The 16027-nt window shown below is 72.5% G+C and carries 9 protein-coding genes; 5 read left to right on the forward strand and 4 right to left on the reverse strand.

From position 1 onward, the window contains the following. Positions 1–60: 60 nt before the first annotated feature. The 3 genes from WME75_RS01940 (at position 61) to WME75_RS01950 (ending at position 3998) form a co-directional block, all read left to right on the forward strand. On the forward strand, positions 61–1530 hold the full coding sequence (locus tag WME75_RS01940; RefSeq protein WP_437485821.1) for a sigma factor-like helix-turn-helix DNA-binding protein: 1470 nt from the start codon (positions 61–63) through the stop codon (positions 1528–1530). Further along, positions 1530–2732, forward strand: a complete 1203-nt coding sequence (locus WME75_RS01945; RefSeq protein ID WP_437485822.1) for a hypothetical protein — start codon at positions 1530–1532, stop codon at positions 2730–2732. Before WME75_RS01940 ends, WME75_RS01945 begins: the two co-directional genes overlap by 1 nt. A gap of 144 nt (positions 2733–2876) precedes the next feature. Then, a complete protein-coding gene (locus tag WME75_RS01950; RefSeq protein WP_437485824.1) occupies positions 2877–3998 on the forward strand; it encodes a hypothetical protein in 1122 nt (373 codons plus the stop codon). A 92-nt stretch (positions 3999–4090) separates the two neighbouring features. Here the strand turns inward: WME75_RS01950 and WME75_RS01955 are convergent, their stop codons facing one another. Next, positions 4091–5647: an ATP-binding protein gene (locus tag WME75_RS01955; protein WP_437485827.1), complete on the reverse strand. Its 1557-nt coding sequence runs from the start codon at positions 5645–5647 to the stop codon at positions 4091–4093. A 333-nt stretch (positions 5648–5980) separates the two neighbouring features. Further along, complete coding sequence (locus tag WME75_RS01960; protein ID WP_437485835.1) at positions 5981–7132, reverse strand: LacI family DNA-binding transcriptional regulator; 1152 nt, start codon at positions 7130–7132, stop codon at positions 5981–5983. A 179-nt stretch (positions 7133–7311) separates the two neighbouring features. Here WME75_RS01960 and WME75_RS01965 point away from each other — a divergent pair, with 179 nt between their 5' ends. Further along, complete coding sequence (locus WME75_RS01965) at positions 7312–8838, forward strand: L-fucose/L-arabinose isomerase family protein (protein WP_437485837.1); 1527 nt, start codon at positions 7312–7314, stop codon at positions 8836–8838. Positions 8839–8878: 40 nt separating this feature from the next. Here the strand turns inward: WME75_RS01965 and WME75_RS01970 are convergent, their stop codons facing one another. Together WME75_RS01970 and WME75_RS01975 are read right to left on the reverse strand one after the other, a co-directional pair. Beyond that, positions 8879–9949 (reverse strand): hypothetical protein, encoded by a 1071-nt coding sequence (locus WME75_RS01970; protein ID WP_437485840.1) that lies wholly within the window; start codon positions 9947–9949, stop codon positions 8879–8881. Between the two features lie 9 nt (positions 9950–9958). Beyond that, on the reverse strand, positions 9959–11851 hold the full coding sequence (locus WME75_RS01975; protein ID WP_437485842.1) for a serine/threonine-protein kinase: 1893 nt from the start codon (positions 11849–11851) through the stop codon (positions 9959–9961). 369 nt (positions 11852–12220) lie between these two features. Between WME75_RS01975 and WME75_RS01980 the strand changes: the two genes are divergently transcribed. After that, a complete protein-coding gene (locus WME75_RS01980; RefSeq protein WP_437485844.1) occupies positions 12221–15655 on the forward strand; it encodes a DUF2126 domain-containing protein in 3435 nt (1144 codons plus the stop codon). Positions 15656–16027: the final 372 nt, after the last annotated feature.

The raw sequence follows: 16027 nt of genomic DNA on the forward strand, positions 1-16027 counted from the left end.
CTCGGCACCCGCTCATGCCGATTCCGTGACGAGCCCGGGGGCTGGTCCGCAATTCTAAACATGAGCCCTCTTCCTCTTCCCCCGCGTCCGCCCCCCGACCTCGTCCAGCACAGCACCTGGACGTCCATGCACGCGACCGCCGTTCACGTCCTCCCGGGGATGCTCCGGTACCTCGGGGTCGCCGAGGACGACATCGACGACCTCTCCCAGGAGGTCCTGCTCGGCGCCTACACAAGCCTCCCACGGTACGACCCCGCCTCGCCCCCTCCGCCGGCGCCCGGTACGCCCTCCGAGCCATCGCTCCCGCACGGCCTTGGCCCGCGCTGGCGCGCCGAGGCCGCCTGGCTCTTCGGGATCGCCTGGCGCCAGGTCGGGCACCACCTGGAGCGCGCTTACCGGCGGCGCGAAGTGCCCGTGGGCCTCGTGGACGCGGCGTGCTTCGAGACCGCCGGCGTCGCGCCGAGCAGCGAGCAGCACATCGCCCGGAAAGAGCGGGGCGCGCTCGCGACCTGCCTGCTGGCGAAGATCGCGCCCGAACGGCGCGCCGTCCTCCTCCTGGCCGACGCGTACGAGATCCCGATGCACGAGATCGCGCGCGCCCTCGAGCTCAACGAGAACACCGCCGCGAGCCGGCTGCGCCTCGCGCGCGAGGACTACCGCGCCGCCGTGAAGCGCCTGCGACCCGAGGAGCAGCAGACGCTCCGGTCCGGCCTGTTCATGCTCCCGCTCTTCTCCCTCACCTCCGCCTCCTCGAGCGCCTCCGTCGCGTCGCACCCCGCCCACTCCGGCGCCTCGGCCATCGCCGACACGAACCCGCCCGCGACCCTTGCCAGCCCGCAAAGCGACCTCGGACGACACGACCTCGCCGATCCGTCCGGGGATCCCGCTCGATCCGCGCGCCTCGCCCGCCTGGCGCGCCTCGCCCGCCCCCTCGCCCGGTTCCTCCGCCCGGCGCTGGAGTGGGGAACGGCAGGCATCGGCGGCGCCGCCATGGCCGCGGCGCTCGCTAAAGCGCCGGTCCCCTGGGCGGACCACCTGGCTCCGGTAGCGACACAGATCCTCCTTGCGCGCGCCGTCCACACGAATGCACAGCCGGCCACCGATCCCGGCGAGGCTCCGCACTCCGGAACGCCGCGACGCGAGGCGATCTCTATCGCTACCAGGGAGATCGCTATCTCCCCGAAGGAAACGCCAGCCTCCGCCCCGAAGGAAGCGCCAGCCTCCCGAACGCTCACACCCTCACCCGCGCCGGCGAAGGGCTCCGGCCAGCGTAAGCCCGCCGCGCCGATGCAGCAGGCTCGCTCCGACGAGGAGCAGGATCCGCTCGCCGAGGAGCTGCGCCTGCTCGACGCGGCCAGGCAGGCGCTGCTGCAAGGCGACCGGGCAACCGCGATGGATCGCATCGCCGCCCACGAGCGACGGTTCCCGCAGGGCCGGCTGAAGCTGCTGCGCGAACGGCTGCGATCGAAGGTGGACGCGAGGCGGTCCGCGCCGGCCGGCAGCGCGGCCACGCAGCAGGAGCTCCCGTGATGGCGCGAACGAGGCGCGCGCGCCGGACATCGCACGGCGAGAGCGCGATCACGACGCGGGCCGGGCGCGGAGGGCTCGCGGCGATGACCGCCGCCGCGATCTCGGCTCTCGGGATCGCTCCGGTCCAGGCCGAGCCGCGTGCCACGCCGACCCGCGTGCGGCTCGAGTTCATCCGAGGGCCAGGCATCGAGGATTGTCCCGATGAGCAGTTCCTGCGCGCACAGACGATCCGGAAGATGGACGGGGTCGATCCCTACGACGCAGAGGCGCCGCTCACGATGACCGCGTCCATCCAGCGCCGGCACGGCGAGCTCACCGCCGCGCTGTTCCTCCTCGATCGCGACGGCCGCGGACTCTGGGCCGACGGGTTCAGCGCCGGCAAGGACTGCAAGGTGCTCGTCACCGCCATGGCCGTGTCCATCGCCGTGCTGCTCGACGACGACGAGCTCTCTGCTGCGCCGGGCGCACCGACCGCACCGCCCGAGCTCTCTGCTGTGCCGGGCGCACCGCCCGCACCGCAGGAGCCCGCCCAGCAGACAATGCGGCCCGAGAAACCCTGCTCGCCGGACCGCCCCTGCCCGCCGCAGCCCGGCCATGCTCCGGCACCGGCGTCGCTCCCCGGCAAGACGCCGCTCCCCGACAAGACGCCGTCCACGCCCGCGCCGTCCGCGAGCAGCGTGCCGCCAGCTCCGGCGGAGCGCTTCCGCTGGGTGGCCGGCCTCGACGCGGTGACGGGCTTCGGGCTGACGCCCGGCGTTGCCGTGGGGCCGGCGCTGTCCGTCGGGGGACGCTGGCCGGCGTGGTCCGCGGCGCTGGAGGTCCGCGGGCTCTCCGCGCTGTCGGGGAGGGTCGACGCCGTGGCCGTGTCGGTGTCCATCGTCACGACGGATGTCGTCCTCTGCCTGAACCGCCGCGCCCTGTTTGCGTGCGGTCTCGCAGAGATCGGCGTGCTCCGCGCGGCACCCAGCGCTCCGTACGACGCGGCACCGCGGCTGAACCCCCGCGTTGGTACAGGCGTACGGGCGGGCATCGAGTGGCCTGTTTCGGAGAATCTATCCGTGCGGGCACACGCCGAGGTCGTTCACCCCGTGATCGGCGCCCCAATCCTCCGCCACTCAGGCGTTCCTGCACGCGAGCGACCCGTCTGGGGCGCTCCTGCTTTCGCCGTGGCACTCGGAGTCGGTCTCCAGGCGAACCTGTGAGAGCGAACCGGCACGCAACGCAACGAAGCTCAGCAGCGCTGAGAAAATGAGAAAATTTTCTCGATGACGGGAATGGTGCCCATGAGAATGTTCGTCAATCATCCTTCTTGTGCCGGGGACTCGCGTCTGAGTAAGGTCTCGGACATGCGCACGTCACGCTTCGTCCTTCCGGGATTGCTGCTCATCGCTGGCTGCGAAGTAGATCCCATCATCATCACGGGCCCGTGTCAGCCTGAAGAGGCCAAGCTGGGGTATTGCGAGTTGCCCGACGCCGGAACCGGCGATGACGGCGGTGATGGCGGCGCCGGCGGTGACACCGGCGCCGGCGGCGACACCGGCGCCGGCGGCGACGCGCACAGCTCGCTCTGCTCCGGCCAGTGCGCCCCGCCCGCCCCGCTCGGCTGGTTCGGCCCGGCGCTGCTCTGGTTCGGCCCACCCAGGGCGGTTCCCGACTGTCCCGCCGACGCGCCGACGCTCGGCTACGAGGGCTTCGCCGATCTCCGGCAGCCGCTCCTGGAGTGCGCGACCTGCGCGTGCGATCCGCCCGAAGCCTCCTGCACCCTCCCCACCGACTGGGCCGCAACCTCATCCGCCTCGTGCCCCGGCGACGCGCCCGGCACCGTGGCGACCTCCTTCGCCGCGCCCGGCGGCTGGGACGGCGCCTGCACCGCGGCGAACCCTATCCCCGCCGATCAGCTCTGCGACGGCGAGCCCTGCGTGCAGTCGCTCACGATCGCCGCCCCCTTGGTCACGGCCGGCGCATGCACGCCGCGCCTCGACGTCCCGCCGCCCGTGCCCAGGCTCGATCTGTGGGCGACGCGGGCCAGGGCGTGCCTCGCCGGGGCGTACTCCGAGTGCGGCGACGCGACGACGTGCGCGCCGGCGGCGCCCTCGGGCTTTCTGACCTGCGTCTTCCACGAGGGGGACGACGCCGCCTGTCCGGAGGGGTACGCGGTCAGGCACCGCTTCTTCAAGGACGTGATCGACGGCCGCGACTGTACCCCCTGCGGCTGCGGCGATCCGACCGGCGCCTCGTGCACCCTCATGGCCTCCGTGTACCGCGACGCCGCCTGCACGGACCTGCTCGCGTCGAGCCTCGTCAGCTCGAGCGTCCCGTTCTGCGTCGTGACGCCTCCCGGCGTGAGCCTGGGCAGCAAGTCGGCCGTGATCGCCGCCGTCGAGCCGGGCGCGTGCGCTCCGCACGGCGGCGAGCCCGTCGGCGACCTCCAGCCGAGCGCGCCCTCCACGTTCTGCTGCATCGCCTGAGCTCCCCCCCCCGGGAGCAGCTCCTCTCCGGGCTGCGTCGTACCGCCGCCCTCGCCGCGCGCGCCGCTCTCGCCTCAACACCCCGCCCCACTTCAACACCCCGCCGCCACCCTCCGCGGCAGCCGCGCCGTGAACGTCGTCCCCCGCTCCGCCTTGCTCTCGACCTCGATCTCCCCGCCGTGCGCCTTCGCGATCTGGTGCGCGATGAACAGCCCGAGCCCGAGCCCGCGCCCCGTGCTCGACCGGCCGTCCGCGGGCGGCTGTTGCCACGGATCGAACAGCGTCTCCAGCCGCTCCGGCGGGATCGCCGGCCCCTCATTGTGCACCTCGATCTGCACGTCCTCCCCGCGCGGCCGGATCGCCACGCGGATGGCGCTCCCCGGGTCGGCATAGTCGACAGCGTTCTGCACGAGGTTCGTCACCATCTGGGCAATCCGCTCGGGATCCCACAGCCCGGCGCCGCTCCCCTGCAGATCGAGCCGGATCGGCACCTCGTGCTGCATGGCCCTGAGCTCGTCGATCGCCCCCTGGCAGAGGACATGGAGGTTCCCCGGGCTCGGCGCGATCGGGATGCTTCCGCCGAAGCGGCTCCGCGTCAGGTCGAGCAGGTCGTCGATCGTCCGCGCCATGCGGCGGGCGCTCGCCGCGATGCGCTCGACGCTCCTCGCCTGGCGCGGCGTCACGTTGCCGTGGTGCATCAGCACGCTGGCCGCCAGCGTGACGGACGTGAGCGGCGTGCGCAGATAATGGCTGAGCGCGCCCAGGAACCGATCGCGAAACGCGAGCTCGTCGATCCGCTCAGCCTCCGCCCGCTTGCGATCCGAGATGTCGATCACCGTGCCGATCATCCGGACGCTGCGCCCCGCGGCGTCGAAGAACGCACGCCCCTGCACGCAGACCCAGCGCTCGATCCGGTCGCAGATCCCCACGAGGCGGTACTCGATGCTGTACTCCCCGCCGCTCTCCGGGTCCTGCGACCGCAGCACGGCCTCCTGCACGCGCGCGCGATCGTCCGGGTGGATCGCCGAGACGAAGAGCTCGTAATCGACGTCCGGCTCCGGACCCAGCCCGGACACCTGCCGGCAGCGGTCGTCCCAGCGCAGCTTGCCGGTCACGGTGTCGTAATCCCACACGCCCACGCCGCCGGCCTGCGTGGCGAGCCGCAGGCGCGCGGCGCTGTCCTCGAGCGCGGCGCGCGCCGCTGTCTCGATCTCGCGGGCGCTCGTCCACATGCTCGCGTCCACCACCGCGTGGAGGATCTGCGCCTCCCTCACGCCGAGGGAGATCCCCTCGGCGGCGCACACCTCGATGAGCACAGCCCGGAGGTGCGATAGCTCGCGCAGGGCCGCCGCGATGCAGCAGCCCTGCGCGGCGTGGTGATGCGCGTGGCCCTCGACCCGCGCGTAGGCGCTCTGGAGCTCCCCGTCCTCACCGGCGAGGGGCTCGGCGCGCCCGCTCGCCGCGAGCGCCTCGATGAGGTGCTCGAAGAGCCTCGGGACCTCGTCGACGAGCACCGGACCCCTGTTCCGCTGCGCCGCCGCCCTCGGATCGTCGCGCACCCGGCGTGTCCAGCGCTCGAGCACGTCGCGCTTGCAGCTGCGCAGCCTGGCGGCAGGGGAGGTCTCCACGGGCGGACCGGCGTCATCCATCGCCTCAAAAGCGAGCGCGCGCCAGCGCGGATGTCACGTGAGGACACCCCCTGATTGACGCGTCGGTGGCCGTCATACGGCCTCGCGCCCGGGAGATTGACCGCCAAGACCCCAAGGACGCCAGGAGGAGAAGAAGGAAAGAGAGGGAGACAGATCGCCGAGGCGCCCAGAGCGCCCGGAAATCCGCTTCCGAGCGCCCTCGACGCCTTTCTGCTCTTCTCCGGGTCGCTTCACCCGGCGCGGCCAGGCACCGCGCTGGTTCCGTGCGTCAGAAATCCCGTCAGGATTTCTGCGGACGACGACGAGGCGGAGGTGGCCGAAATATCGATAATTTCAAAGGGACTTCTTGTCCTTGTTCTTTCCGGGACCGCCGCTCTTGGATCGCCGAGATGGATCCGGTGAGCGGCCGGCGCTCCGCGCGCGAGCTCGCCCTTCGCTGCGCGGCACGTCCGATGTTCGCGCGGTGAGGCGAGGGGGGAGCAGGACCTCTCGCGCGACCTTCCCGCCCGCCAGCATTTCAAGGAGCAGCCGGACCGCTTCGCGTCCTATCGCGCCGACGTCCTGATCGACGGTCGCGACGGGATAGCGCAAGAGATCGGCCATCAGGATGTCATCGAATCCGACGACGTCGATCTCGTCGGGCACGGAGAGGCCGGCGGCGCGGATGGCCCGCAGGGTCCCGACAGTGGTGCAGAAATTTGCTGCGTAGACGGCCAGAGGTCCACGCAGCCGCTGGAGAAGCTCGACCATGCGCGTCTCGGCCTCTTCCGGGGTGGCCTCCTTCAACTCCTCGATGGCCGCCGCCGTGACGCCGCTCCGCGTCAGCTCCGCCCGGAACCCGTCGAGACGATGTCGGTAGGTGGGGATGTCGAGCGGGCCGCCGATGTAGACGAGCGACCGATCCTTGTGCCGGAGAAGGTGGCGGAGCGCCAGCACCGAACCGGCGGCGTGATCGGTGCGCACGCACGCCACGTCGAGGTCCGGGACCGCCCGGTCGATCTGCACAAAGGGAAGCCCCTGCTTGTGCGCCGCGATGAGATCGCAATCCCCTCCGGAGACCGGAGACACGATGAGCCCATCCACCCGGGACTCGTGCACGAGCTGCAACGCGCGACGCTGGCGCCCCGCGTTGCCGGCCAGGTGGCTCACCACGAGGGCGTAGCCGTGGAGCTCGGCCTCGCGCTCGGCGCCGACGGCGATCCCGGCCCAGATCGGGTTCGACAGATCTTCGACGGCGAGGGAGATCGCGTACGATTTTTGCTCCCGGAACGCCTGGGCCATGGCGTTGGTCCGATAACCCAGCTTCTGGGCCAGCGTCCAGACCCGCTCCACCGTGGCGGCGCTGATGCGAAATTTCGCATGCTTGCCCGTCAGCACGTGAGACACCGTGGTCTGGGACAACCCCAGGTGTTCGGCGATGTCCTTCATACGGATCGGACGCGGACCGGGCACGTGCGGGGGGTCAGGGTCGGGGGGATCGTTCAAGCGCGCGCTCCCTTCAGCTAATTCGGATTAGCTGTTGACGCTAGCACGGACATGCATAGTCTTGAAGCGGAATACACGGTCGGTGTTTGCGGTCCCCCGCGCGCGAGGGAGCCGTGGCAGCGATTCTACGGATCCACCAGACCGTTCTGGCTCAAGCTCGCCTGCTCCAGGAGACAGCGATGACACAGAGTGAACCGGTGATTCTGGGCTTCATGGGCAACCGGGGCTTCTTTCCGACGGAGTTTGCGGAGGACGGAGCGAAGGCCACCCGATCGGCTGTGGGCCATGTGCTCGGCGGGCGCGTGCGCTACGTCGATCTCGGCAACGTCGAGACCTACGCCGACGCGCGCGCGGCCGCGGGCGTCGCCCAGCAGTACCGCCGCACTCCCGACGGCGGCGGGGCCATCGGCGTCATCTGCTCGATGTACAATTTCTCCGATGAAAACGGGATTCGGGACTTTCTGCGGCTGGCCGACCTCGATGTGCCGGTGCTGCTGCACACCGAGCCTGACGTGCGCGGCCTGGGACGCATGGGACAGAAGGGCCGGCGGGACGGGGCGTGCGGGCGCTTTTCGGCCGCCAACGCGCTCCGCCACATCGGCTACCCGTACACCCTCACGTCCAAGCATTGCGAGGCCGTGAGCTCGGCAGCCTTCGCGGACGATCTTCACGCCTTCTACGCGAGCTGCGTTCTGGCATCGAAGTTCCGTCGCCGGGGCCGCGGCGTGCGCCTCGGTTTGGTGGGCTCGGGGCCCGACGCGTTCCAGACGGTCACCAACGTCTCCACCGAGCTGCTGGGGCACATGGGCCTGAGCACGGTCGGCCTGGAGCTTATCGCGCTCGATCGACAGATGCGTAAGGTCTCGCCGCGCGAGCTCTCCACTCAGCTGGAAGCGGTCTCCGGCTACATGGCAGCGACTGACGTTCCGCGCGCCTCACTGGAGGCGATCGCCCGGATGGGCGTCGTCTTCGATCGCTTCGTGAAAGAGAATGACCTCGACGGCATCGCGGTGCGCTGCTGGACGGAGATGCAGAAGTACCAGATTGGTGGAGAGGTGGGCGTGATGCCCTGCACCTGCATGAGCATGCTCTCGGACAAGCTCATCCCCGCCGCCTGCGAGACCGACATCGCGGGCTGGATGGGGATGTACATGCTCCAGTGCGCTTCCGGGCTCGTGCCGCTGCTCGGCGACTGGAACAACATGTACGATGACGAGCGCGAGGAGGTGGATCTCTTCCACTGCGGCGTCTGGGCCAGGAGCGTGATGCGCCCCGGCGCCCGCATCACCCGCCAGGAGATCCTGGCCACCCAGGCCGACATCGGCGCGGAGAACACCTGGGGCGCGGTCGACGGCGAGCTCAAGGCGGGCACCTGCGCTTTTCTGAGACCTTGCACCAACGCGCGCGAAGGCAGCGTGTTCCTCTACGGCGGGGTGGGCCGGGTCAGCGAAGAAGGCATCGACACCTTCGGCACGCGCGGCCGCATCCAGATCCCGCGCATTCAGGAGCTCTTTCGCTATTTGACGCAGCCCGAGCGGGCGGTGGAGCACCACACCGCCCTCGTGGTCGGGACGCACAAGAACATCGAGCTGACGATGAAGGCGATTCGAGACGCGGTGCCCTACATCAATGCCCAAGCGGGCCTCAGCCGCAGCGGCCAAGCGCTGGTTGATTTCTACGAGCACAGCCAGGTGGGCGAGCTCTGAGGCCGCGCCGCCCCCCACAAGAAAAGCGCCCAGGTCGAGTCTAGAACGCCCCCAGCACGCCGACCCCGCCCCCGTCCGGGCCGATGAGCGGCACCACGCGCGCCTGCACGCGCCCCGGCCGCGCACCGGCGGCGCTCGCGCCCTCCGGTCCCGACCGGCCCGACGTCAGCACCAGGATCGCCCCCGCGCCGATCGCGGCGACGCCCACGCCGATGCCGATCGTCGACACGAGCGCCTTGGTCTCCGCCGCGTCGATCTCCGCGCGACCCAGAGGGGAGCATTGCTTGCCCGGACAGAGCGCCGCGTCCTTCTCCGCGTCGCCAGCCTGCCCCGCAGCGAGGATCCCGAACACGGCGCCGACGCCGAGCACCGCCGCGCCGGCGCCCCCGATCACGAAGCCCGCGGTGCGCAGTCCTCCGCCGCCGCCGGCGCCGCCGCCGGCGTCGCCGCCCGCCGCCGGACCCCGCGGCGCGGCGGTCGTCTTCGCGGGCGGCGCGGGATCGAGCTTCGGGACGGAGATCGCCTTCAGATCGGCGCTCTCGCCGACCTGCACGGTCGTCGACCACACCGAGTAGCCGCTCGCCGTCGCCTCGACCTGGTGCGACCCAGGATCGATCGGGATCGGCGTGCCGAGCGCGGCCGCGGGGATGTCGTACCCGTCGATGCGGACCAGCAGGCCCGGCGTGCCCTCCGCGACGAGCTGGATCTTCGAGAGCCTCGGCTCCAGCGCGTTGATGTGCTCCTGCGCGAACGCCTCGCGCGCGGCGTTGCCCTCCTTCTTCGAGGCGAAGAGCGCCTCCTTGAACTGCCCCCACGCCGTCGCCGTCCTGCCGAGCCCCTCGTTGCACAGCGCCAGGTTGAGCAGCGTGCCCGTGCCGGGCCGCAGCCGCTGGCTCTCCGCCAGCTTGGGGCACGCCTCGGCGTACGACTTCGCCTCCATCAGGCGGCGCCCCTCCTCGAACAGCGTCTGGGCCAGCGTCGGATCGCCGCCCATGCCCTGCGCCGCAGCGCCCGCGGGCGCGAGCAGGGCGGCCGAGGCAAGGACGACCGAGGCGAGGACGAGTCGAGCGCGGCGGATCGCGCGGGGCGCATGCAATCTCGAGAAGATCATGGGGTGGGCTCAGTGCGGATCGTTCAGGTCGATGCCTTGCGGAGGACGCTGGGTCGCTGGAGGTGGCAAGGGGCGGCCGGCCGCCCCGCTGCGCCCCGCCGGCGCACGCGGAGGCGCCGCCCTCGTCGGCACCGCTGCGGGCAAGGCGGACGCCGAGGCGCTCGCCGACGCCGAGGCGCTCGCCGCGGCAGTGTCCGTCGCCGCCCCCGTCGGCAGGATCGTCGGCCCGTCCGGCGTCGCCGCCCCGGGGTTGGACACCGGCCGCTCCGCGGTCGGCGTCGGCGCAGGCGCGGCGGTCTCCGTCGCGCTCGCGGTCACCGCCTGCGTCGCCGCCGCGCCGCCCGCGTCGTCCGCGTCGCCCCGGCGGAGCATGAACACGCTGACCGCGAGCACCCCGAGGACGAGCGTCGCCGAGAGCAGCGTGATCGCGATGATCACGGCAGGAGAGGCCGGCAACCCGGGGATCCGGCGTCCATCCGACGAGATCCCCAGGTGGGTCGACGAGGCGAAGGTCGCGGCGGCGCGCGAGCTCATCGGCGCGCTGTACGGACCGGGGACGATCTGCTGATGCGGCGCGGCACCTTCGGGCGGCACCGGGCTCAGCCTGCCGCCATCGCCGGGCGGCGCGCCCGGGCCGAAGGCCGGCGACGAAGACGGCCGGGCAAACGGCGAGGACGGGTGCGGGATCGGCGTCGTCCCGTGGGCGACCGGCGACGGCGAGAAGGGCGACGGCGGGTGGGGGTAGGGGGTCGCCGCAAAGGCGACTGGCGACGGCTGCGAGAACGGCGCCGCCGCGTCGGGGTGCGGCGTCCCGGGGTGCTGCGGCGGCGCGGCGGCGGCCTGACCGGCCGCCGCAGGCGACGAGAGCCCCGGCCACGACGGCTCGCGGAACGCCGGCGACGAGGCCCGCGCGTCCACGACCGAGAACGAGGGCTGCGACGCGCGGTGCCCGCCGGCGGCCGCGGCGTGCAGCGACAGGCCGCCCATGCGCGCGATCCGGACGAGCGTCGGGTACGTGCGCGCGGGCGCGAACGGGGCGAGCGCCACGACGAGCTCGGCGACCGACGCGTACCGCTGATCGCGATCGCGGGCATAGGCCTTCTCCAGCACGGTCGCGAGCGGGGCGGGCACGTCGGGGCGCATGTCCCGGAGCGGCGTCGGGGTGCCGGTCAGCACCTCCGCGCAGAGCTGCGGCAGCGTCTCCGCGTAGTACGGCTGCCGGCCGGCGAGCAGCTCGTAGAGCGAGACGCCGAGCGCATAGATGTCGGTCCGGTGGTCCACCGAGCGCGTCTGCCGCATCTGCTCCGGCGACATGTACAGCGCCGAGCCCAGCGCCGCGTCCGTGCCCGTCAGGACGTCGACGGCGCCGGTCGCCATCTTCGAGATGCCGAAGTCGAGCACCTTGACGAGCGGCGAGCCGTCGACGCGCGTCGTCAGGAACAGGTTCGCCGGCTTGAGATCGCGGTGCACGATGCCGAGCCCGTGGGCCTCGGCGATCGCCTCGCTGCCCTGGACGACGTAGTCGACAGCGTCCTCCAGGCCGAGCACGCCGTGGTCCCGGAGCAGGCGCGCGAGATCGCTCCCGGTCAGGAACTCCATGACCATGTACGGGGCGCCGTTCTCGAGCGTGCCGACGTCCGAAACACGGGCGACATGCTCGCTCTTGACCCGCATGCCCGCCTTCGCCTCGCGCAGGAAGCGGCCCGCCCCCTCCGGGTGCTGGCTGAGCTGGGGCAGCAGGAACTTCAGCGCGACCCGCTCGTCGAGCACGATGTGCCGCGCCTCGACGACCACCCCCATGCCGCCCTGGCCGATGATCCGCTCCACGCGGTACTTGCCGGCGAGCACGGTCCCCGGCTCGACCGGGGGCAGCGAGGGCTGTTTCGTCTCGGAACCCGACACAGCGGGCGATGATCACCGCTTCGCCCTCGGACGGCAAGCGCGCGGCGCCGGTGGTGGGCCGCGGCGCCGCAGGGCCGGCAGGACAACGCGAAAGATGCAGCAACGCGCGCCGCCGCTCCGCGCACGATGACGCCGTCGCACGCCCGCGCCGCCGCCGCACGCCCGCGCCGCCGTCGCACGGTCGCGCCGCCTCCGGACGCCCGCGCCGCCGCGCCCGCTGCACGCCCGCGTCTTCGCGTCGCTACACCGCCGCATTCTCGCCGAATCCTTCAGGAAACGAACGCGCCGTGCGTCCAGAACACGTCGCGGAGAGCGAGACGGAACGGGGGCAACTCTGGTTGGATAGGGCCACCCCCGGAGAGAACCACCGTGCGCCTGCTCATCCAGCACCGGACCCGTTACACCTATCCCCAGCCCGCCTCGCTCGGCCCGCACCTCATCCGGTTGCGGCCCGCGACGCATGCGAAGGCAAAGATCGAATCGTACAGCCTGAAGCTCGACCCGCACATCGCGGCGCACTGGCAGCAGGACCCGTACGGCAACCATGTTGCCCGGGTGCTCCTGCCCGCGGGGGAGCGCGCCTCGCACCTCGACATCCTCGTCGAGCTCGCGGTCAGCGTGCGCCCCGTCAACCCGTTCGACTTCTTCGTCGATGAGCGCGCGGAGCACGTCCCGTTCGCGTATCCGGCCGAGCTCAAGCAGGACCTCGCCCCCTTCCTCGACAGCGCCGATCCGTCGATCGCGCGCGGCCCGCTGTTCGACGAGTTCCTCGCCGGGCTGCCGTCGCAGGGCCACACCGTGACGCTCCTCGTCGCGCTCAACACCGCCGTGAACCGGCGCATCAAGTACGTCATCCGCGAGGAGGCCGGCATCTGGACGCCGGAGGAGACGCTCGCGCAAGGGCGCGGCAGCTGCCGCGACTCGGCGGTGCTGCTCATCGCCGCCCTCAGATCCCGCGGGCTCGCCGCGCGCTTCGTGAGCGGCTACCTCGTGCAGCTGACCGACGAGGGGATGATCCCCGACCAGCCGCGCGGCGTCAGCCGCGACGTCGTCGACCTGCACGCGTGGGCCGAGGTCTTCCTGCCCGGCGCGGGCTGGATCGGCCTCGACGCCACGAGCGGCCTGCTCTGCGGCGAAGGCCACATCCCGCTCGCCTGCACGGCCTCGCCCGCGCTCGCGTCGCCGGTCGAGGGCACGAGCGACACGCGCGCGAGCGACGTGACCTTCGAGATGAAGGTCGGGCGCCTCGGCCACGAGCCGCGGCCCACGACGCCCTACGAAGAGCCCGTGTGGCAGGAGCTCCTCTCGGTGGCGGATCGCGCCGACGAGCGGCTCGCCGCCGCGGGGCTGACCCTGACCATGGGCGGCGAGCCGACCTTCAACTCGCGCGAGTACCCGGACGCGCCGGAGTGGCGCGAGGGCGCGCTCGGCGCGACGAAGTGGTCGCAGGGGCTCCGGCTCGCGCACGAGCTCCGGCGCCGGATCACGCCGGGCGGCCTCCTGCTGCTCCGCGCCGGCAAGCACTACCCCGGCGAGAGCCTGCCCCGCTGGGCCCTCGAGATCGTCGGCCGGCGCGACGGCGTCCCCCTCTGGACCGAGATGTCCGGGGCGCGCCACGCGGACCCCGCGGTCGCGCCGAGCCGCTCGTCGCGCGGGAAGAACGTCGCGCTCTCGCGGAAGTTCGCCGAGGCGCTCGCGACGCGGCTCGGGCTGACCGAGTTCCTGCTGCCCGCCTACGAGGACCCCTGGCGCCACCTCCAGGACGAGGCGAGCCTGCCCACCGAGGTCGACCCGCTCAAGGCGAACCTCGACGACCCCGAGGAGCGGCGGCGCCTCGCGCGGGTGCTCGAGCGGGGGCTCGGCAGCGAGGCCGGCTTCGTCCTGCCCCTCACGCGCCAGTGGGGGGCGTGGATCAGCGAGCGCTGGGGCTTCCGGCGCGGGAACCTCTTCCTGATCCCGGGCGACAGCGCCCTCGGCCTGCGCCTGCCGCTCCGCTCGCTCGTCGCGGTGGCCCCGCCGCCGCCCCTCGAGGAGCTCGTGTCGCCGCCCGATCCGCGGCGCGGCGAGCCCGAGGCCGACGAGGAGGAAGAGAAGCAGCGCCGCGTCGAGCGGCTGGTCGACGACGGCGATCCGGAGCACGCCGAGACGGCGCGCGCGCGGGCGGCGCAGCGGCACGCCCACGAGGGCAAGCGCGAGGCGCAGGCCCAGCGCGCGGCGCCGGCCGCGGGGCGATCGGGCTACGGGGTGCGCACGGCGCTCTGCGTCGAGACGCGCGACGGCACGGTCCACGTCTTCCTGCCGCCGCTCCTCGCGCCGGCCGACTTCTTCGAGCTCATCGCGGCGATCGACGCGACCCGCCAGGAGACGGACATCGACGTGCTGCTCGAGGGGTACCCGCCGCCGCCCAGCGCGGACGTGCTCCGCTTCTCGGTGACGCCGGACCCGGGCGTGCTCGAGGTGAACCTGCCGCCGACCGACGGGGTGCGCAAATACGCGTCGCTCCTGGAGACGGTGTTCGACGCGTCGCTCCACAGCGGCCTGCACTGCGAGAAGTACCTCGTCGACGGGCGCATGGCGGGGAGCGGGGGCGGCCACCACCTCACGTTCGGCGGCCCGACGCCGCGCTCGAGCCCCTTCCTGCGCCGGCCGGATCTGCTGGCGAGCCTGCTCACCTTCAACCAGCACCACCCGTCGCTCTCGTACATGTTCGCTGGCCTGTTCGTCGGCCCGACGTCGCAGGCGCCGCGCGTGGACGAGGCGCGCCACGAGACCCTCTACGAGCTGGAGATCGCGCTCGCGCGCGCGTTCGAGCGGCGCGAGGGCGAGCCGCCGTGGCTCTCGGACCTCCTGTTCCGCCACCTGCTCGTGGACATGACGGGCAACACGCACCGCGCCGAGGTGAGCATCGACAAGCTGTTCGATCCGCAGACGGCGCACGGCCGGCAGGGGCTCATCGAGCTGCGCGCGTTCGAGATGCCGCCGCACTTCCGGATGGCGGTCGCGCAGTCGCTGCTCGTCCGCACGCTCCTGGCCTCGTTCGCCGAGGAGCCGTACACGGGCCCGCTCGTGCGCTGGGGCCAGGCGCTGCACGACCGCTTCCTCCTGCCGTACTACCTGTGGCGCGACTTCGAGGACGTGCTCGATCACCTGAAGCAGCGCGGGCTCGCGCTGCCCGCGGACGCGTACCGCCCGTTCATCGAGCTGCGCTGCCCGGTGGTGGGCACGCTGCACGCCGGCGACGTGATGCTGGAGGTGCGCAACGCGATCGAGCCGTGGAACGTGCTCGGCGAGGAGCTGACCACGACGGGCACGTCGCGCTACGTGGACTCGTCGATGGAGCGCATCGAGGTGCGGGTGCGGGGGCTCACGCCGGAGCGCCACACGGTGCTCGTGAACGGCCACGTGCTGCCGCTCCGGCCGACGGGGACGGCGGGCGAGCTCGTGGGCGGCGTGCGGTTCCGCGCCTGGGCGCCGCCGCACAGCCTGCACGCGCACCTCGGCATCCACCACCCGGTCCACCTCGACCTCCTCGACACGTGGGCCAAGCGCTCGATCGGCGCGTGCGCCTACCACGTGTGGCACCCGGAGGGCCGCGCCTACGACGCCGCGCCGCTCACGCGGTTCGAGGCGTCGGCGCGGCGCGCGCAGCGGTTCACGATCGAGGGACCGACGCCCTGGCCGGTGACGGGCAAGCCGGCGTCCCCCCACGGCGACGCGCCGTACACGCTGGATCTGCGGCGCTACCCGGTGGACCGGCCGCCGCCGAAGCCGGTGAAGCCGCCGACGCCCGACGACGAGGGGTGAGCCGGCGCGGCGGTGTTCGGTGAGCGGCAGCGCGGCGGCCTCCTGTCGAGAGGCTTCCGCGCTGCCGGTCTCCGGCTCTGACCGGGATCGACGTGGGAGACCTGGTGGGCGCCTGGACGGATGTCAGGCGCCCACGGTCGAGCCGAGTGTGGCATTTCAGCCCAGCGCTCCCGAAGCGCGCGCCGCGCGCCGATGCACGGGAAATCCGGGACGCAGGGAGTCCGAGCCCGGCCGTGGCCTGCGGCCGTGTGGCGATTTGTCTTCGAATGACATCCTGCGTCCATCGGCGGCGGCGGCGACGCGACATCCGGCGTCGGGCTCGCCCCACGCGGCGCCGCGCGTCTCGGGGGGTCGCGTGCGTCGCGTGCGTCG

This window comes from Sorangium sp. So ce1014, from assembly GCF_051521505.1.
Lineage (GTDB): Bacteria > Myxococcota_A > Polyangia > Polyangiales > Polyangiaceae > Sorangium.